The sequence below is a fragment of the Sporanaerobacter sp. genome (assembly GCF_047830725.1).
GTDB lineage: Bacteria > Bacillota > Clostridia > Tissierellales > Sporanaerobacteraceae > Sporanaerobacter.
Window position 1 is genome coordinate 1,206,119 of the sequence record NZ_CP181252.1, and the last position, 25,662, is coordinate 1,231,780.

Annotated in this window: 22 protein-coding genes; 19 read left to right on the forward strand and 3 right to left on the reverse strand. The window is 30.3% G+C overall.

The annotated features are described in order from the left end of the window. The first annotated feature begins 4 nt into the window (after window positions 1–4). Window positions 5–637 (forward strand): ABC-2 transporter permease, encoded by a 633-nt coding sequence (locus ACFWUA_RS05915; RefSeq protein ID WP_416197144.1) that lies wholly within the window; start codon window positions 5–7, stop codon window positions 635–637. Between the two features lie 10 nt (window positions 638–647). Beyond that, entirely contained in the window at window positions 648–1,301 is a 654-nt protein-coding gene (locus ACFWUA_RS05920; protein WP_416197145.1) for an ABC-2 transporter permease, read from the forward strand. Window positions 1,302–1,313: 12 nt separating this feature from the next. Here the strand turns inward: ACFWUA_RS05920 and ACFWUA_RS05925 are convergent, their stop codons facing one another. Continuing rightward, window positions 1,314–2,606, reverse strand: coding sequence for a D-serine ammonia-lyase (locus tag ACFWUA_RS05925; protein WP_416197146.1), 1,293 nt, complete (start codon window positions 2,604–2,606; stop codon window positions 1,314–1,316). Window positions 2,607–2,816: 210 nt separating this feature from the next. Here ACFWUA_RS05925 and megL point away from each other — a divergent pair, with 210 nt between their 5' ends. Beyond that, window positions 2,817–4,016, forward strand: a complete 1,200-nt coding sequence (gene megL / locus ACFWUA_RS05930; protein ID WP_416197147.1) for a methionine gamma-lyase — start codon at window positions 2,817–2,819, stop codon at window positions 4,014–4,016. 106 nt (window positions 4,017–4,122) lie between these two features. Then, the gene (locus ACFWUA_RS05935; protein ID WP_416197148.1) at window positions 4,123–5,379 is read left to right on the forward strand and encodes a sensor histidine kinase; all 1,257 of its coding nucleotides are present in this window, start codon (window positions 4,123–4,125) and stop codon (window positions 5,377–5,379) included. An 18-nt stretch (window positions 5,380–5,397) separates the two neighbouring features. On the opposite strand, the gene ACFWUA_RS05940 is transcribed toward ACFWUA_RS05935, so the two are convergent. Continuing rightward, the gene (locus ACFWUA_RS05940) at window positions 5,398–6,069 is read right to left on the reverse strand and encodes a hydrolase (RefSeq protein ID WP_416197149.1); all 672 of its coding nucleotides are present in this window, start codon (window positions 6,067–6,069) and stop codon (window positions 5,398–5,400) included. Window positions 6,070–6,234: 165 nt separating this feature from the next. On the opposite strand from ACFWUA_RS05940, the gene ACFWUA_RS05945 reads away from it, so the two are divergent. The 7 genes from ACFWUA_RS05945 to ACFWUA_RS05975 all read left to right on the forward strand — a co-directional run bounded on the left by ACFWUA_RS05945 (window position 6,235) and on the right by ACFWUA_RS05975 (window position 12,834). Further along, on the forward strand, window positions 6,235–6,936 hold the full coding sequence (locus ACFWUA_RS05945) for a DUF1538 domain-containing protein (RefSeq protein ID WP_416197150.1): 702 nt from the start codon (window positions 6,235–6,237) through the stop codon (window positions 6,934–6,936). 15 nt (window positions 6,937–6,951) lie between these two features. After that, window positions 6,952–7,269 (forward strand): P-II family nitrogen regulator, encoded by a 318-nt coding sequence (locus ACFWUA_RS05950; protein ID WP_416197151.1) that lies wholly within the window; start codon window positions 6,952–6,954, stop codon window positions 7,267–7,269. 52 nt (window positions 7,270–7,321) lie between these two features. After that, window positions 7,322–7,735, forward strand: coding sequence for a bacteriohemerythrin (locus ACFWUA_RS05955; protein WP_416197152.1), 414 nt, complete (start codon window positions 7,322–7,324; stop codon window positions 7,733–7,735). Between the two features lie 77 nt (window positions 7,736–7,812). Beyond that, the gene (locus ACFWUA_RS05960; protein WP_416197153.1) at window positions 7,813–8,484 is read left to right on the forward strand and encodes a TraX family protein; all 672 of its coding nucleotides are present in this window, start codon (window positions 7,813–7,815) and stop codon (window positions 8,482–8,484) included. Window positions 8,485–8,535: 51 nt separating this feature from the next. Next, a complete protein-coding gene (locus tag ACFWUA_RS05965; protein WP_416197154.1) occupies window positions 8,536–10,617 on the forward strand; it encodes a helix-turn-helix domain-containing protein in 2,082 nt (693 codons plus the stop codon). A 199-nt stretch (window positions 10,618–10,816) separates the two neighbouring features. After that, window positions 10,817–12,196, forward strand: a complete 1,380-nt coding sequence (locus ACFWUA_RS05970) for an MATE family efflux transporter (protein WP_416197155.1) — start codon at window positions 10,817–10,819, stop codon at window positions 12,194–12,196. Between the two features lie 140 nt (window positions 12,197–12,336). Then, window positions 12,337–12,834 (forward strand): ECF transporter S component, encoded by a 498-nt coding sequence (locus ACFWUA_RS05975; RefSeq protein WP_416197156.1) that lies wholly within the window; start codon window positions 12,337–12,339, stop codon window positions 12,832–12,834. Window positions 12,835–12,875: 41 nt separating this feature from the next. Here ACFWUA_RS05975 and ACFWUA_RS05980 read toward each other — a convergent pair whose 3' ends face one another. Further along, a complete protein-coding gene (locus tag ACFWUA_RS05980) occupies window positions 12,876–14,111 on the reverse strand; it encodes an aminopeptidase (protein ID WP_416197157.1) in 1,236 nt (411 codons plus the stop codon). Window positions 14,112–14,257: 146 nt separating this feature from the next. On the opposite strand from ACFWUA_RS05980, the gene ACFWUA_RS05985 reads away from it, so the two are divergent. The 8 genes from ACFWUA_RS05985 (at window position 14,258) to cas4 (ending at window position 25,657) form a co-directional block, all read left to right on the forward strand. Continuing rightward, window positions 14,258–16,597: an ATP-dependent DNA helicase gene (locus ACFWUA_RS05985; RefSeq protein ID WP_416197158.1), complete on the forward strand. Its 2,340-nt coding sequence runs from the start codon at window positions 14,258–14,260 to the stop codon at window positions 16,595–16,597. A gap of 58 nt (window positions 16,598–16,655) precedes the next feature. Next, window positions 16,656–16,919, forward strand: a complete 264-nt coding sequence (locus ACFWUA_RS05990) for a hypothetical protein (RefSeq protein WP_416197159.1) — start codon at window positions 16,656–16,658, stop codon at window positions 16,917–16,919. Window positions 16,920–17,902: 983 nt separating this feature from the next. After that, window positions 17,903–18,649 (forward strand): CRISPR-associated endoribonuclease Cas6, encoded by a 747-nt coding sequence (gene cas6 / locus ACFWUA_RS05995; RefSeq protein ID WP_416197160.1) that lies wholly within the window; start codon window positions 17,903–17,905, stop codon window positions 18,647–18,649. A 14-nt stretch (window positions 18,650–18,663) separates the two neighbouring features. Then, on the forward strand, window positions 18,664–20,730 hold the full coding sequence (locus tag ACFWUA_RS06000) for a TM1802 family CRISPR-associated protein (protein ID WP_416197161.1): 2,067 nt from the start codon (window positions 18,664–18,666) through the stop codon (window positions 20,728–20,730). A 30-nt stretch (window positions 20,731–20,760) separates the two neighbouring features. Next, a complete protein-coding gene (locus tag ACFWUA_RS06005; RefSeq protein WP_416197162.1) occupies window positions 20,761–21,813 on the forward strand; it encodes a CRISPR-associated protein in 1,053 nt (350 codons plus the stop codon). 2 nt (window positions 21,814–21,815) lie between these two features. Beyond that, on the forward strand, window positions 21,816–22,583 hold the full coding sequence (gene cas5 / locus ACFWUA_RS06010) for a CRISPR-associated protein Cas5 (protein WP_416197163.1): 768 nt from the start codon (window positions 21,816–21,818) through the stop codon (window positions 22,581–22,583). Further along, complete coding sequence (cas3, locus tag ACFWUA_RS06015; protein ID WP_416197164.1) at window positions 22,571–25,129, forward strand: CRISPR-associated helicase Cas3'; 2,559 nt, start codon at window positions 22,571–22,573, stop codon at window positions 25,127–25,129. Before cas5 ends, cas3 begins: the two co-directional genes overlap by 13 nt. Before the next feature lie 27 nt (window positions 25,130–25,156). Further along, window positions 25,157–25,657, forward strand: coding sequence for a CRISPR-associated protein Cas4 (gene cas4 / locus ACFWUA_RS06020; protein WP_416197165.1), 501 nt, complete (start codon window positions 25,157–25,159; stop codon window positions 25,655–25,657). Window positions 25,658–25,662: the final 5 nt, after the last annotated feature.

Consider the following 25,662-nt stretch of genomic DNA (forward strand, 5'->3'; position numbering starts at 1 on the left):
GGTAATGATAGGATTATTAAAAAGAGATTTACATTTGATTATTTCAGATAAGAAAAATAGATTTTTCTTTCTATTATATATACCTTTTTTACTTTTAATAGTAGAGTCCTATGATCAAAAGTGGCCATACTTTATTATATTGTATACTTATACTTATCTTATAGCTATTACACCATTTAGCTATGACATGACATACAAAACTAGCTATATGATGAGTTCTTTACCTATTAGCAGAAAAGAAATGGTTTTATATAAATACTTATTAACATTTATTTATTTTGTAATAACTGTTGTGTATGCTGGGGTTTATTTGTGGATAATTAATACTTTAGGAATAACAACTGTGGATTATTTTAATTTAGAGGTGATAAAAGCAGTAATACCTGTAATACTTATTTCCATATCATTTCTATATCCTGCATATTTTCGATTTGAACCTAAAATAGCTCAAATAGTTCACATGATAATTTTTATATCTTCATTTGTTGCTATGATGAATGTTGCTAACCTTGGAGAAAATTCGTTGGTAAGCCATATAAAATTCCTTAGTGATAATTATATTTTACCTATATCTATTGTCTTATATATATTGTCATTACTATTATCTATGAAACTTTATGAAACAAGAGATTTATAGAGGTGATATTATGTTTAATTTGGTTAAGAAGGATTTAAAATTATCTACTAAAATAAATATTTTTGCAGTAGTTTATGCAATGTTTATTTCTGCAATGGGAATGAATTTACCTGTTGATTTACCTGTAAATATAATGTATATACTAGGAATCATTAATTTTGTATTTGTTTCTGTAATTTATTCTATCGGATATGATGACAAGAACAAAAGTGAAGTAGTTTTAAACAGTTTTCCAATTGATAGAGTAGATATTGTAAGAGGTAAATATGTGACTTTGATAATATTTATACTTATTAGTGTTTTTACGTTACTATTTACAAATGCAATTGAAGCATTGGGATTAAAATCAGCGGGTAGACCTGCAGATATATGGGATATTGTAGCAGCTATGAGTTTATTGTTAGTATTTTATTCTATATATTATCCACTATATTTTAAATTAGGTGATTTGAGAATGTTTAATTCAATACTATGGATGTTAGTGTTTGTTGGGCCAACTATCTTAGGCAAAATAGGAAGAAAATTAGAATCAAAAGGTCTATTAAAAGGAATGGCAAGTTTAAATATAAGGCAAATAACTTTATTTGCATTTATATTTTCTATACTAATATACTATATTTCACTTCAAATATCTAAAAAATTATATATGACAAGGGAGTTTTAATGATAAAAAGGGCTAAATAGCCCTTTTTATATTCAACATTTTTCCTTTTTCATAGTATTTTTTCATAAATTCTTTTGGCACAAGACTTCCTCCTGTTGCCCAGCAAATGTGAGTTGCATTTTCTAGGTATTTTGCTTCTTCTCTAGAAGACACATACACAGGGCCCATAAATCCTGCCAGAGCAGAAGGTTCTAGATAGATTTGTTCTTCATCTACAAGATTTTTCAGTAATTTATATAGTCTATCATCATCAATAGTATATGCTCCACTCAATAGTCTCTCCATAGTTTTTCCGACAAAGCTTGAAGGTCTTCCTACTGCTAAGCCATCAGCCTCGGTTTTGTTGTCTATTCCATAATCTTGTACGCAGATTTTACTATGAAGTCCAGTTACAAGTCCAAGCAACATTGCTGGTGAATGAGTAGGTTCAGCAAAAAAACAATGTACATTGTCGCCATATACTAATTTAAGTCCATATGAAACTCCCCCAGGACCACCACCTACTCCACAGGGAAGGTATACATATAAAGGATGTTTTTCATCTACAATTACATTCATATCTTCCAATTGTACTTTAAGTCTCAATGCTGCCACTGCATATCCCATGAATAAATCCTTAGAATTTTCATCATCAATAAAATAGCTTTTAGGATCCATGTCTGATAATTTTCTTCCTTCTTCAACTGCCTTTGAGTAGTCAGAAGCATATTCTATTACTTCAACACCCTTACTTCTCAAAAGGTCTTTCTTCCACTGTTTAGCATCACTAGACATATGAACTTTCACCTTAAATCCTAATTTTGCACTCATGATACCAATGCTAAGTCCTAGGTTTCCTGTGCTTCCAACTTGGATAGTATAATCACTGTAAAAATCTCTAAATCTATCACTATTGATAATTGAATAATCATCTTCTACAGATAACATATCTTTTTTTATAGCCAATGTTTCAGCATGTTTAAGTACTTCATATATTCCACCTCTAGCTTTTATGGAACCAGCTATGGGCAAGTTGCTATCGAGTTTAACTAAAAGTTCTCCTAAAATTTTTTTATCTAAATCATTTTCCATCCGTTTTTTCATATTTGGTATTTTAGCTATAGGGGATTCTATGATACCACCAGATGAAGCTGTTTCGGGGAATACACTTTTTATATATGGGGCAAATCTATTTAGTCTTTTTTCTGCATCTAATACATCCTCTTTTGAAACTTCTAGGCTATCTTTCACATTATCAAAATTCTCATATTTAGGGTTTATCCAGAATACTTCCTTTAAAGCTTTTATATTATTTAAAATAGACAAATAAATACACCTCATTTCTTGCTTTTATACATATATATTAGCACAGAAAACTATATTGTTAAAATAGAGTTTTTATTGTATTTTAACAATATTTGGGAAACTATCATTGATAGAATTTTAACAAATTTTTAATAATTATGTTTTATTGCTTTTTTGTAATATAATGAAAATGTAAGATAAGAAAATTAAATATATGATAGGGGGATTTAAATGGATAAGGGTGAAATGAAAAATATGGGTTTTGCTACCAAAGCTGTACATGGAGGATATCAAAAAAATGAAGTTGGAGCGTTAGCTACTCCAATATATCAGACTTCTACATTTATATTTGATTCAGCAGAACAAGGTGGAAGAAGATTTGCATTAGAAGAAGAAGGATATATCTATACAAGACTTGGAAATCCAACAAATACACAAGTTGAAGAAAAAGTTGCATTGCTTGAAAATGGAGAAGCTTGTATGTCTATGGCATCTGGCATAGGAGCTATAACATCTTGCCTTTGGACAATACTTAAAGCAGGAGATCATGTAGTAGCTGCTGAAACTCTTTATGGTTGTACTTTTGCTTACTTGAATCATGGATTGACTAGATATGGAGTAGATGTGACTTTTGTAGATACAACAGATCCTGAAAATGTGAGAAAAGCCATTAGAGATAATACAAGAGTAGTATATCTTGAAACGCCAGCAAATCCAACTTTAGGAATTGCAGATATTGAAGCTATTTCAAAAATTGCTCACCAAAATGAAAATTGCATGGTTGTAGTAGATAATACTTTTTGTACTCCATATATACAAAGACCATTAGAACTAGGAGCAGATGTAGTGGTTCATTCTGCGACAAAATATTTAAATGGGCATGGAGATGTTATAGCTGGTTTTGTAATAGGCAAAAAAGAATTTATTGATGAAGTGAGATTGTTTGGTGTAAAAGATATGACAGGAGCTTCACTTAGTCCTTTTGATGCATTTTTAATAAACAGAGGTATAAAGACTTTGGAAATTAGAATGGATAGACATTGTGAAAACGCTTTTAAAGTAGCTGAATTTCTTGAAAGCCATCCTATGGTTGAAAAAGTTTACTACCCAGGACTTAAAAGTTTTCCACAATATGAATTAGCTAAAAAGCAGATGAAACTTCCAGGAGCAATTATTTCTTTTGAAATAAAAGGTGGAATAGAAGAAGGAAAGAAAGTCATGAACAATGTAAAACTCTGCAATATTGCAGTAAGTTTAGGAGATACGGAAACCCTCATTCAACATCCAGCTAGTATGACTCATTCACCATATACAAAAGAAGAAAGAGAAGCTAGTGGCATAACTGATGGGCTTATAAGATTATCAGTTGGATTGGAAACATCTGAAGATATTATAAATGATTTAAAACAAGCACTAGAGAGTATCATGTAAACAGTGGGCTTTGGCCCACTGTTTCATGTTAATAAAATATCATTAATTCACTTACATATATATAAATGGTATAATATAAAAAATAATATACATTAATGGTGGTAGAATGGATAAAAAGAAAAATTTTATTTTAGTAATCATTTTAGTGGGGCTATTGTCACAATTATATACTGATTTTCAGATATTAAATTTAAAATTTTCACTTTCAGCAGTAGCTTTTTCTGTGTTTTTATATATTTACAGTGAAATAAATCCCATATTGCTAGGGGTTTCATCTGGACTTTCCCTTGGCCTTTTTAGGATGTTATTTTATATTATTGATGGGGGAACTTTTAAGACAGGTATTTTTGAAATTTTCCCAGAGGTAATTTTTTATACAGCCTATGGTACTATATTTTATATATTTAGCAAACCTTTTTCAAAATTGTCTATAAGTCAAATGTTTTTTACAATATTAGGAAGTGACTTTTTAAGCAATATAGTTGAAGTATGTATTCGTATTGGGATTAAGGCTTTTTTAGCAGATTTATATATTATAAAAGACTTGATTGTAGTAGCTATTATAAGGGCAGGAATGGCTATATTGGTAATTACATTGCTTAAATATTATAAAATGTTTCTCATAAAGGAAGAACATGAAGAAAGGTATAAAAAACTTCTTTGGCTGACTTCAAGGCTCAATATGGAAGTATACAGGATGAGGGAAAATATAGATTATACTCAAAATACTATGTCCAATGCTTATGAACTATTTTTAAAAATTAACAACAATGAAGATAAAGAAAGTTGGGCCAATAGATCTCTTGAAATTTCAAAAGAGGTTCATGAAATACAAAAGGGATATGAACAATTACTTGAAGATATAGAAGAAATTCTTGCAAATAGAATTGATGACAATGGTATGGATTTTCATGAACTAGCACTTATTTTAAAGGAAAATTTGGAAGCGGAAATAAATAGCCAAAATAAAGATATTACTCTTGATTTTAATTTAGGGAAAGATTTTCATACAGAAAAACAATATTATTTAATTTCAGTTCTAACAAATATCATTATGAATTCCATTGATTCCATTGAATATAAAGGTAAAATTGTATTTACTCATAAAGTATCAGATAAGGATCACTTATTTATAATAGAAGATAATGGCTGCGGTATAAAAATAGAAGAAATTTTGCACATATTTTCACCAGGTTATTCTACTAAAATGGATTACAAGACTGGGAAGACAAACAAAGGGCTGGGACTTAGTATTGCAAAAAGTATAGTTGAAGTTTATTTAAAGGGAGATATATCTGTTTTTTCAGAGAAAGATGAAGGGACAACCTTTGAAATATCTATTCCAATAGTGGAAATAGAATAAGAAGCTCAACTGAGCCTCTTATTTCTCTTTTTCAATTCTATATTGAGCCATGATGTCAGCAAAAATGTCTGCACTAGAAGGTGGGGTATAGGTTATAGCGTTTGCTCCAGCTTCAATAGTTTTTAGAATGCTTTCATCTGTAGGGCCTCCTGTAGCTATAATAGGGAGCTCCTTGTAGTCTTCTCTTATTTTTTGAACTATTTCTGCGGTTCTTGCCCCGCCAGAAACATTTAAAATTCTAGCACCTGCATCTAATTTTCCCTTATAATCATCAAATTCTGATACTATAGTGGCAATAATGGGTATATCTATTCTGTCATACATTTCACTTATGACTTCATTTTTAGTTGGGGCATTTACTACAACTCCATATGCACCCATTAGTTCAGCTTGAAGTGCTATATCAATAGATCTTCTACCAGTAGTTATTCCACCACCAACTCCTGCAAATACAGGAACAGGTGCTACTTCTAATATTGCCTGAGTAATGGAAAGTTGTGGGGTAAAAGGATATACTGCTATGATAGAATTGGCATTTGTGTTTTTTATAATAGCTACATCTGTGGAAAAGAGAAGGGATTTAATACGAGTACCCAATACTTTAATTCCACTAGCTTTATATATAACTGGTGGTACTTCTATTATTCTGCTTCTTAATTTAGATTTTACTTCAGGAATATATTTTTCCATTTTTCTAGCCTCCCATCTTATTTCATTATGTAAAGACAATTTATATCCAAGGCATCAGTACTTATTCATACCCTATTTTAATAATTATAACCTATTTTTTGAGATGTTTATATAGTTTATAGTATAATGTATATGGAAAATGATTTGCAAAAGGAGGAAGTGTATATGAAAAACTTAGAAGGGCTAAATGCCCTATGGGAAACAGCAAGAAGTGTCCTGCCAATATCAGCTTTTCTAATATTGTTTCAAGTTTTAGTCCTGAGAAAGCCTATAGAAAATTTCAAAAATTTTGTTTTTGGTTTTTTGTTGAGCGTTTTTGGTCTTCATTTCTTTTTAAAGGGAGTTTCCATGAGTCTCATCCCATTGGGCAATTCAGTAGGTAAAAACCTCATTGACTTAAAATATAAATGGTCAATAGTAGTATTTTCCTTTATTTTAGGCTATTTTGCAACTTTGGTAGAGCCAGCTTTAAAAGCACTGGCTTTAGAAGTTGAAGAAATTTCAGTAGGAGCTATTCCTTGTACAACTTTAATTCATGCTGTAGCTATAGGGTTTGGCGGAGGAATGGCTATAGGAATGTTTAAAATATTAAATAGTATTCCAAATACTAAAGTTATTTTGCCTATACTTTTAGTTATAGCTGTACTTACTTATTTAGCACCTGATGAATTTGTAGCTATTGCTATGGATTCTGCTAGTTCTACTACGGGGCCTGTAAATATACCATTGAACATGGCAGTAGCTATTGGTTTATCCACTATAGTAGAAAATGCAGATCCTCTTTTAAATGGATTTGGTATAATAGGACTGACATCTTTGGGAGCAGTAATGTCTGTTCTTGTATTAGGAATATTAACAAAGTTTTAAGAAAGGAGCTTGGGTATGAAAAATATTCTATGCATTGTAGCTATAGTTGAAAGGGGAAAGGCAGATAAAATTGTAGATAAAGCAAAAAAAGCTGGAGCAAAAGGAGCTACTATATTGTATGGTAGAGGAACTGGAGAAAGCGAAATAAATAAGTTTTTAAATATTCATATAGAGGCTTCAAAAGAAGTGATACTTGTGCTTCATGAAGAAGAAACCTATAGACCTATATTTGATACTATTGTAGAAGCTGGACGACTTAACGATCCAGGGACAGGTATCATATTTACTATACCAGTTTCTAATCTTTTAGGCCTCCATCATAGGGAAAAATAAAGGGTTAACTTCTAGATTTTTAGGGTATAAAAAAATTTGGAGGCGATTGTTTATGTTTAAATGGAGAGATGAATTTAGTGTAAATGTAGAAAAGATTGATGAACAACACAAGGAACTTTTTAATTTGGGGTCAAAATTGTATACTATTGTTTCAGCAAAAGACAATGTAGATAGATATGATGAAATAATGGAAATATTATCTGAACTTAGGAGATATGCTATCTATCATTTTGGTTATGAAGAAGAGCTTATGAAACAATATGGATATGAAAATTATCAAAAACAAAAAATAGAGCATGCGAGATTTATTGAGAAAATCACATCTATAAGTCAAGAAGAAGTAGATGAAAAACAGAAAAAAGTAAGTATGGAACTCATAACTTTTATAGCAAATTGGATTGAAAATCATATCTTAAAGAGTGATATGGAATATAAAGAGTATTTTAACAGTAACGGTCTTTATTAAGCTCCACAAACTTGGAGCTTTTATATTTTTTGTATTTATGTTAAAATTTAAGCATAGAAAAATTTGAGGAGGAAAGAATGAATTCATTTCAATTAAAACTCATTGCCATTATCACTATGCTTATAGATCATATAGGGGCAGTATTGTTTCCAGATGTAGAATGGTTAAGAATGATAGGCAGACTAGCATTCCCTATATTTGCGTATTTAGTATCTGAAGGATTTTTTAAGACCAGTGATGTAAAAAAGTATATGAAAAGACTTTTTATATTTGCTCTGATATCCCAAGTGCCATTTTATTTGGCTTTCAATGAAAAATATCATCTAAATATATATTTTACATTGTTTTTGGGTTTATATGCTATATATATGTGTGAAAACACCAATAAAAGCTACTATATATGGTTGATGGGATTGATTGGACAAGTTATAGGTGCCGACTATGGAATATATGGAGTACTAACAATATATATTTTTTATAAATATCATGAAGATTTTAAAGACATAGTCAAATATCAAGTAATTTTGAATTTAGCGTATGCTAGTATGAATATCCTTGGATATGCATCTTATGGAGGAAAATTAAGCTTACAAAATATATTATCTGTTTCAAATCAAGCTTTGAGTTTAGTATCTTTGCTACTTATAAAGCTATACAATGGAGAAAGAGGATACAGTTTAAAGTATGTATTCTATGTCTTTTATCCAGCACATTTGTTTATACTATATTTAATTGATAAATTTAGATAATCAACTGCCATAGTTTTGGCAGTTTTTGAATATGTAGAAAGGGGTAAAATCATGAGAAAGGAATATACAGAATATATAGCTGGGCTTCCTTTGAATATAGCTTTTGCCAATATCATGGAATATCCAATTCATTGGCATGATTCAATAGAAATATTGTTTGTACTCAAAGGTACTATTGATTTAAAAATGGAAACAGAAACATACAATGTGGAAGAAAGAGAGATTGAAATTATAAATTCAAATGAAGTTCACAGTTTAAAAAGTAAGGACAAAGACAATAGAGTCCTTATATTTAATATAGATCCAAATTTTTTTGAAAAATATTATAAAGATGCAAAAGATGTATTTTTTTATACCAATTCATCAATAGAGGGAATACAAGAAGATGAGAACTATTATATTTTGAGAAAGTATTTAGCTATGCTATTGTGTGAAATAGTACAAAAACATGATGCCTATGAAGATATTGTAGAAGAGAAACTGTTGGACATGATGTTCCATTTATTAAACAATTTTCATTATCTATTTTATGAAGAAGAAAGCTTAAGGGAAGATGAAGTTCAACTTGAAAGATACCATAGAATTGTAAAATATATAAGTAACAATTATATGAACAAGGTGAGTTTGCAAGATATAGCAAAGAAAGAATTTTTGAGTTCTCAGTATCTTTCATATAAAATAAAGAGTACTTTTGGCCGAAGTTTTAACGACTTTTTAAATCTCATAAGAGTAGAAGAATCTACAAAACTTCTTTTAGATACAGACAAAACTATATCGGAAATTTCAGAAGAGGTTGGTTTTTCTCATGTAAGATACTACAATAAGCACTTTAAGACAAATTACAAACTTACTCCTATGCAGTATAGAAAGAAATATAAAATGGATAGTGAAAAATTGGAGAAGATGAAAAAGATTAAGTTCTATGATTTAGAAGAAGCCCTTTCTGCAGTTAGCCATTATCTGGAAGATTACGATAGATTTAACTATGAAAGTAAGACTATTAGATTGGACATTGACTTATTTGAAGAATTGGAGCCTTGGGATGTTGAGATAGAAAATATAGTAGATTTGGGGCAAGTAAAAAATTTGTTGAAAGAGGAAAACAAAAGACTTATAGAAGAAATTCAAAAGGAGATAGGCTTTAAATATGGATTGTTGCATGGAATATTCGAAGAATCCCTATATTCATATTTAAAAGATACATCAGGACTTATAAACTGGAGAGAAACTCAAAGAGCAATTAGTTTTTTAATGAAACAAGAGTTTATTCCTGTCATAGACATGGGAATGAAATATAGTAGAGAAGAAATGTCTTTTGTATTGGAAGAATTTTTTCATTATTTCATGAATTATTATGGAGAAGACCTAGTTTGTAGCTGGAAATATTTCATTCCATCAAATATGAGTGAAGAGTATATAAAAAAATTAGAGGAAATTTTAGATGAAAATTGGAAAAGAGATATGGTCATAGAAAGTGAAGAGATAAAGACTTTTCAGGACTTCAATACTGTATATGATACTTCTTATATGATTCCATATATCATATATAATCTAATTGAGAAAAAAAACTTGACTGTATTTAAGGCTGTAGATGAAGTGGATTATAGAGTGAAAATGGACAATGAAATTTTCTTTGGGGACAGTGGCCTTGTGACTAATAACTATATAAAGAAGTCTTCATATTATGCATATTTTTTATTGTCACAATTAGGGAACAATTTAGTTTCTAAAGGAGAAGAATATATAGTCACAGAAAAAGATGGGGATTATCAAATATTGTTATTTAGCCATAGTGAAAATTTAGATTTTATTCCTGCTTATGAAGAGGCTTTTTTAAACAGAGGACTTAAAAATACTATAGAAAGAAAATTTTCAATAAATATAAAAAACATGGAAGATGATTATAGAGTGATTAAATACTATATAAACAACAAATGTGGTTGTGCATATGACAAATGGAATTCTATAGGTAGACCAAAGAGAATAGATAAAAAAGAATTAGAAATTTTAAGGGATTCCAGTAGGCCTAAAATTTTACTATCCTATGGGAAGAAAAGTGCTGTTCACAATATAGTAGCTACTGTTGAAGAATACGGCGGAACCTTGATAATTTTAAAAAAAGTACACAAATAGTGGTAATGAAGAACTTTTTTATGAATTGGGAATTTTCTACATTTCTTAAGAACCTAAATAAGTACCCTATATTAGATATTTAAGTGAATGAAACAAAAGCTAAAAAATGTTAATATAATAATAGGTTTATATTGACAGGAGGTTTTATTATGGGGTAAACGACAGTATATTCGAGAAAGGTAATGTAGGAAAACTTTTGATGAAATTCTCCATTCCAGCTATAATCTCCTTACTAGTATCTGAGCTTTACAATATGGTAGATACTGTTTTTGTAGGAAGAGTTATAGGTGGAAATGGGATAGGAGCACTAGTAGTTGTGTTTCCAATTCAGAGAATAATAGTCGCTATCAGTATGATGATAGCTATAGGTTCTTCTACCGCAATTGCACGAAGTAGTGGTGAAAAAGATTATAAAAATGTACAGAAGATCATAAAAAATTCTTTTAGCTTGACTCTTTCTAGTATGATTCCTTTAACTATTTTAATCTTTATATTTAAAGATAGTATATTGAAAAGTTTGGGAGCAAGTGGGCAAATATTGCCGTATGCTAGAGAGTATTTATCTATAATAGTTTTTGGAAGTATATTTCAATCCTTAACTATATCTATAGGATATATTATGATGGCCTTGGGAAATAGAAAGGTTGCATTAAAAAGTACAGCGACAGGAGCTATCTGCAATGCTATTGTAGACTTTGTATTTGTAGTACTTTTAGATTTTGGGGTAAAGGGTGCAGCTATTGCTACAGTTTTATCTCAATTTGTTTCCTTTATATATGCCTACTATCATTTTGTAGAAGTAAAGAAAAAATTCAAATTGTCTTTTGGTTTTAAATTTAATGCTGATATATGGAAAGACATAACTACTGTTGGATTTTCTGCATTTATAGTTGAGGCAGAAGATGGAATACTTTTAGCAATATTAAATAATCTTCTTTTAAGACATGCAGGAGATATGGGAGTTATAGTTCTAGGGGTTATATCAAAGCTTTCTATGTTTATGTTTATAAATATGCTTGGAATCAGTTCGGCTATGCAACCTATTGCAGCATATAATCTAGGAGCTGAAAATTATAAAAGACTTAAGGAAGTAGTGAGAAAAACAATCATATATGCTTTACTTACTTCTCTAGGCCTTTGGGCTATAACTATGATATTTACACCTCAATTGATATCTATGTTTGTAAAAGATAAAAACATTGTCAAAGAAGCTGTAAAGGCATTTAGGATAATGGTGTCTGTACTGCCACTCATAAGTTTATATTATGTTTCCATATACTATTTTCAAGCTTTGGGGAAGGCAAAAAAATCTTTTACTGTATCTATACTTAGACAGATCATAATACTTTTGCCAGTCTCTATACTACTTGTAGAAGTATTTGATTTAGGAGCATTGGCTATTTGGCTATCATATCCTATAGCAGACTTTATTTCTAGTTTAGTAGCTGTATTTCTTATGAGAAGAGAGTCTAGAAAGTTGGATAAGACTATTAAAAAGGCTGAATTGGAAGCTATTGATGATAAAGAATATGAAATGAATTCTTATGAAAAAACTTCAATACAAGATGATTTGATATAAACTGTCCTAAATTTAGGACAGTTTTTTTGTACTTTTTACTTGAAAAAGTGTAACGAAGATGCTACTATAGATATGGATACAGTTTAAATAAGAAAGAAAAACGTACCCATACAATGCATATGGCAAAGGAGCTGATAGCTATGAAGGATGAAAAATTGAAACTAATGACAAGATATGCTGTCATGATTGCCCTTACTACAGTCATGACTATGGTAGTGCATATACCTACACCAGCTACAAAAGGATATTTAAATCTTGGCGATATGGTAGTATTTTTAGCTGCAATTATATTTGGTAAGAGTGGTGGATTTGTTGTAGGAGGAGTGGGCTCAGCCCTTGCAGATTTGCTTTTGGGATATACTCATTATGCACCTATTACTTTTGTAGTAAAGGGTCTTGAAGGTTTCTTTGCAGGAGCACTTTTAAATACCAAATTGGGTCAAAAGGCGCCAATTGTTCCTACTGCTATTGGAGGAGTGTGGATGGCTTTTGGATATTATATAGCAGAGATATTTATGTATGGGAGAGAAGCTGCTATAGCAGGTGTACCAGGAAATATTGTGCAAGGGCTATTTGGAGCAGTAGTAGCAGTGATTTTGAGTGTGGCACTTAAAAAAACAAAAGTTTTTAATTCATAAAAAGACCTTGGGTTTAACCCAAGGTCTTTTTATGAATTTAGTTAAAAAGCCCAGTTGCCATTTTTAAATACTTGGAATTTTTCTTTGTTCTCAGTTTCTCCAACTATATCTAAATCACTAGCTCCTATCATGAAATCTACATGGACAAGAGATGTGTTTACACCGTGAGCTTCTTTTTCTTTTTCATTCATATCATTGCCACCTTCGATACAAGTTGGATAAGCCATACCAAAAGCAAGATGACAAGAAGCATTTTCATCAAATAGTGTATTGTAAAATAGTATATTTGAATTGGATATTGGAGAATCATATGGAACCAATGCAACTTCTCCCAAATAACGAGCTCCTTCATCTGTGTCCAATAGATGCTTCAATGTTTCATATCCTTTTTCTGCTTCAAAATCTACTACTTTTCCATCTTTAAAAGTTAATTTAAAATTGTCTATTAAATTTCCGCCATAGTTAAGTGGTTTAGTGCTCACAACTACTCCATTGATTCCAGTTTTTTTAGGCATGGTGAAAACTTCTTCAGTAGGCATATTTGCAACAAAATATACACCACCAGTAGTATTTTCTCCACCACCAGCCCATATATGTCCCTCAGGCAATTCTATAGTCAAATCTGTTCCATTGGAAGAAGTATAATGAAGAGTTTTAAATTTCTTTTCATTTAAGAATTTAACTTTTTCATTTACATTCTCTAAATGTTCTTCCCAAGCTTTCACAGGGTCTTCTTTATCTATTCTTACAGTTTTAAATATAGCTTCCCACAAGTTTTCTATAGATTCATCCTCTGATACATTTGGGAATACTTTGGTAGCCCAGTCTTTTGTAGGTATTGAGATTACGCACCAAGAATTTTTGTTGCCCATAGTATATTCTCTAAATTTCTTCATAGCTGTAGAACTTGACTTGTTGCTTGCAGCAATCTTTGCTGGATCCACATCTTTTAGAAGTTCTGGATTTGATGCTGCAATAGATAAAAAACCAGCTCCTTCTTCAGCCATTTGTGCAAAACCGTCGGCTTTCCATTTTGGAAACTTTTCAAATACTTCCATAGGTGCATTCATGTATTTCATAAGTAGCAATTCTTCATCATGCCATTCTACATATACATCACTTGCACCTTCTTCATAAGCATATTTTGCTACAAGTCTGACAAAATCAGCACATTCAATAGGGGAATTCACTACAAGCTTTTGTCCCTTTTGAATGTTGATTCCTACTTTTACTGCAAGGCGTGCATAATTTTCTAGCATAGTATTAAAATTGTTCATTCAAATCCCTCCAATAAAATTTTCAACAATTATAGTTTATATTAAAAAGTAGCGGTTGTAAACGTTTTCTAAATATTTAATATTTTTGTGATTATTTATGAAAAATGATAATATATCATTAGAACAGAAATAAGGAGAAACTTGATATGAAAAAGGAAATAAAAGTATCTGTAAGAAATTTAATTGAATTTGTTCTTCGATCTGGCGACTTAGATACTAGCTTTATGGGGACAAGTAGAGCAGTTGAAGGTACAAGAGCTCATATAAAAATTCAAAATTCCTATGGAGATGAATATAGCAAAGAAGTCACATTAAAGCAGTCTTTTCAATATAAAGATTTCAATATGACAGTAGAAGGAAGAGCTGATGGAATATTTAAAGAAAATGGGAAAATAATCATAGATGAAATAAAAACTACTACTATAGCTTTAGATTTTATAGATGAAGACTACAATGAAATGCACTGGGCTCAAGGAAAATGCTATGCCTATATGTATGGAAAATTAAATCATTTAGATGATTTAGATGTAAATCTTACCTATTATCAGTTAGATACAGAAGAGATGAAGAAGTTCAGAAAAAGTTTTTCTATGGAAGAATTGGAAAGCTTCTTTTATTTCCTTATAGATAAATACTTGAAATGGATAAGTTTCACTTTAGATTGGACCAATATAAGGGATGATTCTATTAGAAAACTAAATTTTCCCTATGATGATTACAGGAAAGGCCAAAGAGAACTAGCGATAGCAGCATACAATACTATACTGGATGAAAAGAATTTATTTGTACAGGCCCCTACAGGAATAGGAAAGACTATATCTACTCTTTTTCCTTCAATCAAATCCTTAGGAGAGGGAATTGGGTATAAAATATTTTATCTTACAGCCAAAACTATAACTAGGCAGGTAGCTCTAGATTCAATAGAGACTATGAAATCCAAAGGACTTAGATTAAAGGCCATGGTTCTCACAGCAAAAGAAAAAATATGTTTAAATAATGAAGTAAACTGTGATCCAAATTGTTGCTCTTATGCCAAGGGACACTACGATAGAATCAATGAAACTATAATGGAGGTACTGGAAAATGAAGATATCATCACTAGAGAAGTAGTGGAATACTATGCAAAAATGCACAATGTATGTCCTTTTGAATTGTCTCTGGATTTATGTATTTTTGCGGATTGTATCATATGTGACTACAATTATGTATTTGATCCTATGGTGTCTTTAAAAAGATTTTTTCAAGAGGGAAGGGAAGATTTCATATTTCTAGTGGATGAAGCTCACAATTTAGTAGACAGAGCAAGAGAAATGTACTCTATAGAAATACATAAAAAGCCTTTTTTAGAATACAAAAGATATTTCAAAGAAAGAGAGCCGAGGCTTTCTAAAGCTTTTGGCAAAATCAATAGTTTCATGCTTGAGACTAAAAAATGGTACAATGATGAAAACTATTTTGTGCGAAAAGAAGGAATGGATGAAATAATTTTGCCAATAGAAAGACTAATGAAGAAATTGGAACCTTGGCTTTTGGAGAACAAAGAAGATGAAAAATATAAGGAAATACTAGATATATATTTTAATCTCGTAGGATTTGTGAAAATATGGGAGATATATGATGAGAAATTTATAACCTATGGAGAAAAAGTAGATGGAGATATAAAATTGAAACTTTTTTGTCTAGACCCGTCCCATCTATTGAGTGAGACTTTAAAAAAAGGGAGAAGTGCTGTATTCTTCTCAGCAACGCTTACTCCCTTGGAATATTTTAAAGAAATATTGGGTGGTGCTGAAGAAGACTATACAATGAAAATACCTTCACCTTTTGATGAGAAAAATTTGTCTTTATTTATAGCTCACCATATATCTACTAGATACAAAGATAGAGAAAATAGCTATTTAGATATAGCTAAATATATAGAAATTGTTGCAGAAGGCAAAGAGGGAAATTATTTTGTATTTTTTCCTTCTTATGTATATATGGAGAGGGTGTATGAAATATTCAAAGAAAGAAATGAAAATATAAATACAATCATTCAGAGTTCATCCATGGGGGAAAGTGAAAAGGAAGATTTTTTGAAAGAATTTCAAGATGACAATGAAACTAGAGTAGCCTTTGCTGTACTTGGAGGAATATTTTCAGAGGGAATAGATTTGACAGGAGACAAACTCATAGGAGCTATAATTGTAGGGGTAGGTCTTCCTCAAATATGCCTTGAGAGAAATATAATTAGAAACTATTTTGATGAAAAAAACAAACTGGGATATGAATATGCATATATGTATCCAGGAATGAACAAAATACTTCAGGCTGCAGGCAGAGTCATAAGAACAGAAAAAGATAAGGGAGTTGTTCTACTTATAGATGACAGATTTACTACACATAAGTACAAGAGATTATTTCCTAAGGAATGGATGAAATATAAGAAGGCAAGGAATTTGGAAAACCTAAAGAGACAAATAGAGGAGTTTTGGAAATATAGTTGAACTTGAAACCTTAAGGCTGCATATAATATAATGTAAGCAAAGTAAGGGGGGGAGTATTGTGGAACCGAACAATAGAAACTACTATAACGAAACTAGGGATTATGACGATGTCATGAGTGTAAAAGATTGGTTCGCTACAGAACTTATATTGGCTATACCTATTGTCAACATAGTCATGCTCTTTGTTTGGGGTTTTGGTGGGAATGTAAATGAAAACAAGAAAAACTATTGTAGAGCATCTCTCATAATTGGAGTTATAGCATTGGTATTGTACATAATCATTTTTCTGGTCACAGGAGAACCAGCGGATCTGTATTGGTGATAGGGGGATATATAAAAATGGAAGGCGAAACATCAGAAGCACATTTGACAAAATTGAGTAATTGTAATAGTTATAAGAAAAAATACTAAATTCATGTAACAAATAAGGCTATTTTTATTACATTGACAAAAATGAGAGAATATAGTAATATCAAGGGGTACAATTGATTCTAGGCTACCTATAAGGAATTGAAACCCAATTGAATATAATCATATAGTACAAGCTATGATCGGATTCTAGATTACCTATGAGGAATTGTTTACGTTATATAAAAGTAAGTCACCATTTCATTTGGGAATTGGGTCGCTTTAAGCATAATACTTCCATTAACAAGTATATTTAGGATATTACTACCAATTACTTGTACTATTTTATATATTATTTATATACATGAAAAAGGACCCTTTTGGTATATGGTTTTGTCAATAATTCCATTGAACTAAAAGAGGCTTTTTATGTGAAAAAAGTATGAGCCTATACCATTTATAGTATAAGCTCTTGAAAATATCAGATATAATTGTATATATGTGAAAAAATAGAAGGATTTTTTGGAAATATGTAGAAGTATAAAAATGAAAACTATCCATGTGCCTGTTTAATCCCTTATAGGTAGACTATAAATAATATATTAAAATCACAATTTCAAACCTTAATAAGTAATGTATTATATATTATATAATACATTTGAATCGAGAATAAATCAATATTATAAAGAAGAGTTGACAAGAAAAATATGAATTAGGTTGATAAATAACATGTTAAAATCACATTAAGAAAGGGTGAGGCCCATTGACAAAAAGAAGTGATTTTACGGAAGAAGATAAAAAACGATAATTGTTTATCGACAATGAAAAATTAATATATGAGTATAAATTTTCTAAAAAATGCCATTCATGTAACGAATTTATATTTTAAAAGCTTGCCTATATAAATAGGGTGGTTAGATAATATATTTAAGTATTAAAAATATTCAAAGTGGGGTGATGAAAATAAAAGAAACTATAACTTTCGTGTCTGAAGAAGAAAAATTAATTTTACCGCTACAATATAATCATATGGTTCAGGGTATGATTTATAATTTACTTAATGATAATTTATCAAGTTTTCTTCATGACGAAGGTTTTCTAAAAGGGAATAGATCTTTTAAAATGTTTACATTTTCTAGGCTGAATGGAAATTACACCTTAGACAAAAATAATAGCAAAATTATATTTCAAGGACCTGTATCCTTGACGATTGCCTCGCCATTTGAGGAATTTTGCAATTCAATTGGTAACAACTTCTTGACGAAAGAAAAAGCTCAACTAGGAAATAACTATATAAAAATTAAAGAAGTAACATTGGAAAAAGAAGTTGTTACTAAAAAACATATAGAATTTCATACTTTATCTCCTATAGTTATTTATAGTACATTGTTTAAAGCTAATGGGAAGAAGTTCACCTGTTATTTCCAGCCTGGGGAGTCAGAATTTAATAAATTACTAGAAAAAAATTTGCGGAAAAAATATGAAGCATTCTATAAGCAGAGTCCTCCAGATGGAGATATTGTAATAAAATCTTTGAATCGTCCTAAGTTATCAGTTATGAATTATAAACAAACAGTTATAAAAGGTTACACAGGAAAATTTTCTATGACTGGCCCCATTCCGTTGTTACAGATGGGTCTTGACACTGGCTTAGGTAGCAAAAACAGCCAAGGATTTGGTTGTATAAAAATAATAAATAAGTAGGGGAGGTGAAAAGGGTGAGTTTACCTAAAATCACAGCATTCATCGGAGAAAACGTTTCCCAGAAAAATAAAAATGAATTCTCTTCTATAATAAAGAATGTAAAAAAAGTCAAAGAAGATGAAGAACCATATGTAATATTTTTAGTGCTTGATTTATATAAAAATCAAATGTATTTTCAATTAGATAAAAAATTAAGTCAAAATTCGGTTCATGAATATTATTATTTTGGAAACAATGCAGCAGCTGCAGCACAATGCTATTTGACTAGAGAAGTGGGATCTATTAAATATCTATTAAGTAGTGTTTTTGGGGATCTTTATCAGATGCTAGTCAAATATAATATGGAGAAAAGTGAACTGGCTAGTTTACTAAAAAGCTTAGAAGATAAAAAGTTTATATATTTAGGACAGAAAAAAGGCGAAGGCAAATTAAATTTATCTAAATTTTCCATAGCAAAAGAAGGTAAAGTAAATGAAATAAAGTTGGATGAAAAGAAAAACATTGATATTGATGGGAAACGTTGCAATCCAGAAGCTTTTGTAAGGCTATTTATAGAAGATGAAAACAAAAATAATAAATTTGTACTAGTAGTTCCTAAGGTTATATTGGAAAATGAGGATGAAATTGTGCTTTCTAAACATAGTGATTATTTAGAAGTTGTAAAAAAGGTTAATAATTTGGGTGTTTGCGATAAAGAAGATGATGATAAAAAGGAAAAGAAAGTTTGCTATATTTGTAAAAAGGAAAAAAGCGATGTTTCAAGTGAATATACTAAAAATTTTGATAGAACTGGAATAAATAAGATATTTACTACAACAACCGTAAATAGTTCTCAGTATTTTAAAAAATACAAGCAAGCTAACAATTATTATATATGCAGTGAATGCTATCAGAAACTGTTATCAGGTGAAAAAATAGTTTCTAAAGAATTTAAATCTAGAATTGCTGGAGAAGATGTATTTGTAGTACCAGAAGCGCTACTAAAGAAATTTAATTATAATACTTTGAATATACTGAAAGAAGATGTGGATTTAGCGTTTAAAACCAACGATGCAAAGGATTGGGTCAAAACCATAAATATGGTACAGGATGTTGATAATATAGGATTGTACACTATAAGCTTTGTTTTTTATAGGACAGATGGAAATTCAGTTACAGTTCTAGAAACTATAGAAGATGTGCCAACTTTAAGATTTGAAAATGTCATGGAAATATTGGCTGATTGTACGGAAAACTTAGAACCACATATAAAGAAGATGTCTTTAGGATCAATTTATGGTTTAGTTCCTGTAAAGGTAAATAAGAATAAAGAACAGATTGATATAGGAAGGGTATTATCTTTATACAAAGCAATATTGTCAGGAGAACAAGTCAATGCTGATGTTTTATATTCTTATGGAGTGGAGGCTTTAGAAAAAGGACTTAAACAATTGGGCAAGTCTAAAATAGATAATTATTTCAACTTGGGGATAACTAGATATTTAGGATATGAAGACTTTTTTATTAAAAGGATTATATTTGGCTATATAGTACTTTTAAAAACATGTCAGGAGCTCAATATATTAGATAGAGAAGTATTTGAAAAATGCAAAGAGGAGGGAGAAATCTTGAACGAAATAAATACATCATCAGATAAAATCAATTCTTCTATAATGCAGATAGAAGGGTTTCTAGATGAACAAGGTTTTAGCAATGATGCAAAAGCATTGTTTTATTTAGGTATTTTAGTCAATAGAGTAGCTATAGCTCAAATTCAAAAAGAACATAAAACAAAGCCTATTTTGAAAAAAATACAGTTTCAGGGTATGAATGAAAAAGACAGCTATAGATTATATCAAGATACAATAGAAAAATTGAGGCAATACGATAAAATGACTCTTTTTGCAGAGGCAGTTATGAATCGATTCCATTATTATTTTGGAGCATTGGATAAGGAATGGTCTCTAAATGACCAAGCTAATGTATTTTATATAATGGCGGGATATTCTTATATGGTAGGGAACAAATCACCAGATTTAAGCAAAGAAGAAATAGAAGCTCAAAATCAAGCCGTTGAAGAAGAAAATGAAGATTTAGAGTAAAATTGAGACAAAGTGGAAGGAGAGATAATGATGATAGTGAAGAATAATAGTGATTTTTTATTTGGTTTTCAATCAATTCTTTCTAATCCTAATGGGGATCCAGATCAAGAGAATAAACCAAGAATGGATTATGAAACTTCAACTATATTGGTAAGTGATGGAAGAAGGAAAAGAGATATAAGAGATTTTTTAAAGAATAAGGGATATCAGATATTTGTAGATACATTATCTGACCAAAAAGTTCCTATGGACAAGATGTTTGAATATATAAGGGATAATTGGCTTAATGATGAAGAAAGAATGAATAGCTTATTTGAAGACAATCCAAAATTAAAAGAACAGTGGAAAGATGTTTTCAGAGAAGAAAAAGATTTTTTAAAGACTTATTTAGATAAGAAAGATAAGCTAAAGAAGAATAAAGATTTTGTGAGATTTAACAATATATTTTTGACAGAAATAATAAAAAGATCCTTAATAGATATTAGATTGTTTGGAAGTGCTATGGCAGTAGAAGGAGTGAGTAGAACATACACAGGCCCTGTCCAAATGAGCTGGGGATATTCGCTACATCCAGTTGAATTGGTGAAATCTAGCACTATAACATCTATAATGAATGACGACAATTCTACTTTTGGGAAAAAGTATAAGCTTTACTATGCTTTAGTGGCTCATTATGGCACTATAAATAAATATAATGCTCAACGAACTGGAATGACTGAAGAAGATAGAGAATTGTTTAGAAAATCATTAGTACAAAGTATCATGGCTAATCAAACTGATAGTAAACAAGGTCAAGAACCGTTATTTTATTTAGAAATCCTTTATAAAGAAGATTTTGATGGGTATTTAGGAGATTTGAGAAGATTTATAGATATTAGATATGGAGAAAATATCAGGAGTATAGAGGACTTAACAGTAGATTTTAGTAGGTTAAATACAGCTTTAGATGAAATGAAAAAGAAAGGATATATAGATAAAGTCATTGGTTGGGAACATCCTTTTGCAGGCAAAGAACAACTAATCAATATGCCACAATATGAAGAAGTGGATTTGTGGGCACCTATTATAAAAGTGGAGGGTTAAAAATGAAAGTAATTTCATTTCACTTGAAAGGGAAAATGGCTCATTTTAGGAAATTTTATTCTAATTCATCCGCTCTTTCTTATTTTATACCTCCAAGAACTACTGTATGTGGAATGATAGCGGGGCTTATGGGGATAGAAAGAGATGAATATTATGAAGATTTTTCATTAGATAAATGTAAAATAGCCATAGCTTCATGTAGACCTATTAAGAAAACAATGCAGAAAATGAATTATTTAAAAGTGGAATCAGTTACAAAAGATTTAAACGGTTCTCAAGAATATCACAGTCAAACACCCATGGAACTAATTATTCCGCAGAATATTAGAAATAGCTATGTAGATTATAAAATTTGGATATATCATACTGAAAAAAATATTATGGATGAAATTGAGAAAATATTTATGGAAAGACAAATTGACTATTATACAAGTTTAGGGACATCCATTGCTTTAGGTAGCGCTTTTAACTTAGGATGGATTGATGGAATTGAAATTTTAGAAGGAAAGGAAATAAATGAAGTAGGCGAGGAAATATTTTCTTCAGCCATACCCTTAGAAAAGGTACAAGAAATAAAAGTGGATAAAATGTTGGAAGGAAGATATAGAATACTAAAAGAAGAAATACCTTTGGAGTTTAATCTAGAGAGGGAAATAACTCCAAATGGATTGAAGGATGTTTTGGTAAATATAAATAGTAAATCTATTCCCGCTCGTGTAAATTCTTTTGTTAAATTAGAAAATGAAGAAAATATAGTATGGTTAGAGTAGATAAAAGCATTGGGATTTTAACAAATCCCAATGCTTTTAAACAAAGAGGTGATCAGCAAATGGAGTATTATGCACATTATGATGAAAAAAGGAATGAGAAACAGCTATTAAAAGAACATTTAGATTCTGTTGCTATTTTATCTATGTGTCAAGTTCCACCATGTGTAAATTTTGATGATATAGATAATCTTATGATGAAAGATATAGTTTATTGGATGGGATACTTTCATGACATAGGAAAATACAGTGACTATTTCCAAGATTATTTAATCAAAAATAAAAATAGCAAGTTTAAGAATCATGCACATATTTCAGCTTGTTGTAATTATAATTTTTTGAAAAACAATTTAAATCAAAACAATTTAGAAAATAATTCTTTTAAAATGCTTATTTTTTTATCTTATCTATCTGATAGATTCCATCATACTTCCTTGAGAACGAAAAATTTATTTGATAGGGATATGTGGAAAGAATTAAAAAAATTAGAAGAACATTTTTACAACAAAGGCCAAGATGTTTTTCACGACTTAGGTATTGAAGAAGAAATAGATTTTGAGCATTTTTTAAGTTGGTTTGATATAAAGTCTCTAGAAAATAACAAGAAAGATATGGAATATATTCCCCTCATGTTAAATAACAGAATGATAAGTGATACTAGATGGTATTTTTTATTGATTTATATGTTTTCTATTCTCATAGATGTTGATAAATTGGATTCTGCTTATATTTCACCACATAAAGTTAAAGAAATTTCTTCAGATAATGTGACGAAATATTTGAAATCAATCCGTGGCGAGAATGGAAAAATTGATTTAATAGACAAAAGGGAAAAAGCAAGAATTGAGATGTTAGGGACTATAAATAGTTTAGAAGATGAAGATATAAAAAATATTAAATTTTTTATTCTTACAGCACCTACGGGGATTGGAAAAACATTGTCATCTTTGCAATGTGCTTTAAAATTGCAAGAAAGAATTCAAGAAGTCGAAGAATATACTCCTAGAATAATAACTGCTATACCTTTTATAAATATTATTGAACAAAATGTAGGGGAATACGAAAAGGCGTTGGCAAATCAGGCCAAAATAGTAGTTCATCATAGGCTGGCGGATTTTTCCTCTAGAATTGCTTCTTATGAAGAAACCGCCATAGATAAGGCTTTGCTAGAAACAGAATCCTGGGATGGAGATGTAATACTAACAACATTTGTGCAACTTTTCCACTCTCTTTTTACAGGTCACAATAAACCTTTAAAGAAAATAAATAAATTAGCAGGAAGTATAGTTATATTAGATGAGGTTCAAGCAATACCTGAAGATTATATGCCTCTTATTGGAGCAACATTGCAAATGATAAGTAAATACTATGGTACTAGATTTATTTTAATGAGTGCAACACAGCCTAAACTATTGGAATTTGGGGATATGCTTCTTTCTGAAAATAACATTGTTATGGAAAACTCTGCGAGGAAAGAGTTATTGCCAAACAATGAAAAATATTTTGAGGGACTTGATAGGACTAAATTTATTCCTATGTTGGATAGAAGAATAAATACTGAAGAATTTATAGAAATGTTTTTCGAAAAATGGGAGGAAAGTAAATCGGCAGTAATTGTTGTAAATACAATAAGTCGTAGTATTGAGATTTATAGGAAACTTAAAGATGAATTAGAACAGCGAGAGTATGATACACATATTTATTATCTTTCTACAAATATCATTCCTAAAAAGCGAAGGGATGTAATAGCTGAAGTAAAAGGAATGCTTGATGGAAATGAGCCGGTTATATTGGTTTCAACTCAAACAATTGAAGCAGGGGTGAATTTGGATTTTGATATGGGATTTAGAGATTTTGCACCTTTAGATTCCTTGATTCAGACAGCAGGTCGAATAAATAGAGAGGGGGAAAAAGGAGAAAATTTTCCGGTTTACATTGTACAATTAGAAAAAGATAATCATTATATTTATAATCTTTCTCATAGACAATCAACTTTGGATTTACTTAAAGGTAAGGAAGAAATTCCAGAAAAAGAGTATAGAGAATTGATTGACCAATACTATAACTTAGCATTGAAAAGAGACATATCAGATAAGTCAAGATTTATTTGGGATGAAGGAATAATGAAATTAGACTTTGATGCTTTAGATGAGTTTAAACTTATAGATAATATTGGCGAAGTATTCGATGTATTTGTGGAAATGGATGAATATGCTAGCGAGTTAGCAAATGCCTATGAAGCATTGCTTAAATATGAAAATCAATTTGAATATGATTTAGTACCTGTATTAGGTGACGATTATAAAGATGTAAAGGGTGAGCTCGGTGTTTTCCAAAGGAAAGCTATTATAAGGACTATTATGACAAAAATGAATGATTATATTATCCAAATTAGGGTTACTAAATTGATAAAAAATAAACCTATAGAATTTAAAGCTAGGGGAGATGTTGATTCTTCACTATTTTGGATACCACTTAATCAAAAAGATCAGTATTATGATGAGGAGACTGGGTTTATAGATGAGAGTGGAAAGGGCTTTATTATTTAACTATGATTAGATATGGTGGTGAAATAATTGGGAGATTTAAATGTGAATGGAACCTTGATTTGGTACTATTATGTTTGCAAAAGGGAAGTATGGTTGATGGCCCATAGTATATCTCCAGATGAAGATGACGAAAATATTGATTTGGGAAGGTTTATTCATGAAAACTCTTATGGCAGAAAAACAAAAGAAGTATCTATTGGCAATATAAAAGTTGATATAGTGGAAGAAAAAGATGGGTATGTAATGATTGGAGAAATGAAGAAAAGTTCAAGATATATTGAAAGCGCTAGAAATCAATTAGCCTATTATTTATTGCAATTAGAGAGAAATGGCATAACAGCGAAAGGCACTCTAATGTTTCCTAAAGAAAAAAAGAGAGAGGAAATTGAGTTAACAAAGGAATTAGTTAAGAAATTGGAAGAAGCGGAGAAAGATATAATTAAGATTTGTTATGGACCATTTCCGCCAAAACCAATAAAAATTAATTTCTGTAATAAATGTGCCTATAGAGAATTTTGCTGGTCTTAAGGAAG

Excerpts from the sequence above, each read along its gene's own strand:
- ACFWUA_RS05915 (WP_416197144.1), top strand. The coding sequence starts at position 5 with ATGATAGGATTATTAAAAAGAGATTTACATTTGATTATTTCAGATAAG.
- ACFWUA_RS05920 (WP_416197145.1), top strand. The coding sequence starts at position 648 with ATGTTTAATTTGGTTAAGAAGGATTTAAAATTATCTACTAAAATAAAT.
- megL (WP_416197147.1), top strand. The coding sequence starts at position 2,817 with ATGGATAAGGGTGAAATGAAAAATATGGGTTTTGCTACCAAAGCTGTA.
- ACFWUA_RS05935 (WP_416197148.1), top strand. The coding sequence starts at position 4,123 with ATGGATAAAAAGAAAAATTTTATTTTAGTAATCATTTTAGTGGGGCTA.
- ACFWUA_RS05940 (WP_416197149.1), bottom strand. The coding sequence starts at position 6,069 with ATGGAAAAATATATTCCTGAAGTAAAATCTAAATTAAGAAGCAGAATA.
- ACFWUA_RS05945 (WP_416197150.1), top strand. The coding sequence starts at position 6,235 with ATGAAAAACTTAGAAGGGCTAAATGCCCTATGGGAAACAGCAAGAAGT.
- ACFWUA_RS05950 (WP_416197151.1), top strand. The coding sequence starts at position 6,952 with ATGAAAAATATTCTATGCATTGTAGCTATAGTTGAAAGGGGAAAGGCA.
- ACFWUA_RS05955 (WP_416197152.1), top strand. The coding sequence starts at position 7,322 with ATGTTTAAATGGAGAGATGAATTTAGTGTAAATGTAGAAAAGATTGAT.
- ACFWUA_RS05960 (WP_416197153.1), top strand. The coding sequence starts at position 7,813 with ATGAATTCATTTCAATTAAAACTCATTGCCATTATCACTATGCTTATA.
- ACFWUA_RS05965 (WP_416197154.1), top strand. The coding sequence starts at position 8,536 with ATGAGAAAGGAATATACAGAATATATAGCTGGGCTTCCTTTGAATATA.
- ACFWUA_RS05970 (WP_416197155.1), top strand. The coding sequence starts at position 10,817 with ATGAAATTCTCCATTCCAGCTATAATCTCCTTACTAGTATCTGAGCTT.
- ACFWUA_RS05975 (WP_416197156.1), top strand. The coding sequence starts at position 12,337 with ATGAAGGATGAAAAATTGAAACTAATGACAAGATATGCTGTCATGATT.
- ACFWUA_RS05980 (WP_416197157.1), bottom strand. The coding sequence starts at position 14,111 with ATGAACAATTTTAATACTATGCTAGAAAATTATGCACGCCTTGCAGTA.
- ACFWUA_RS05985 (WP_416197158.1), top strand. The coding sequence starts at position 14,258 with ATGAAAAAGGAAATAAAAGTATCTGTAAGAAATTTAATTGAATTTGTT.
- cas6 (WP_416197160.1), top strand. The coding sequence starts at position 17,903 with ATGAAAATAAAAGAAACTATAACTTTCGTGTCTGAAGAAGAAAAATTA.
- ACFWUA_RS06005 (WP_416197162.1), top strand. The coding sequence starts at position 20,761 with ATGATAGTGAAGAATAATAGTGATTTTTTATTTGGTTTTCAATCAATT.
- cas5 (WP_416197163.1), top strand. The coding sequence starts at position 21,816 with ATGAAAGTAATTTCATTTCACTTGAAAGGGAAAATGGCTCATTTTAGG.
- cas3 (WP_416197164.1), top strand. The coding sequence starts at position 22,571 with ATGGTTAGAGTAGATAAAAGCATTGGGATTTTAACAAATCCCAATGCT.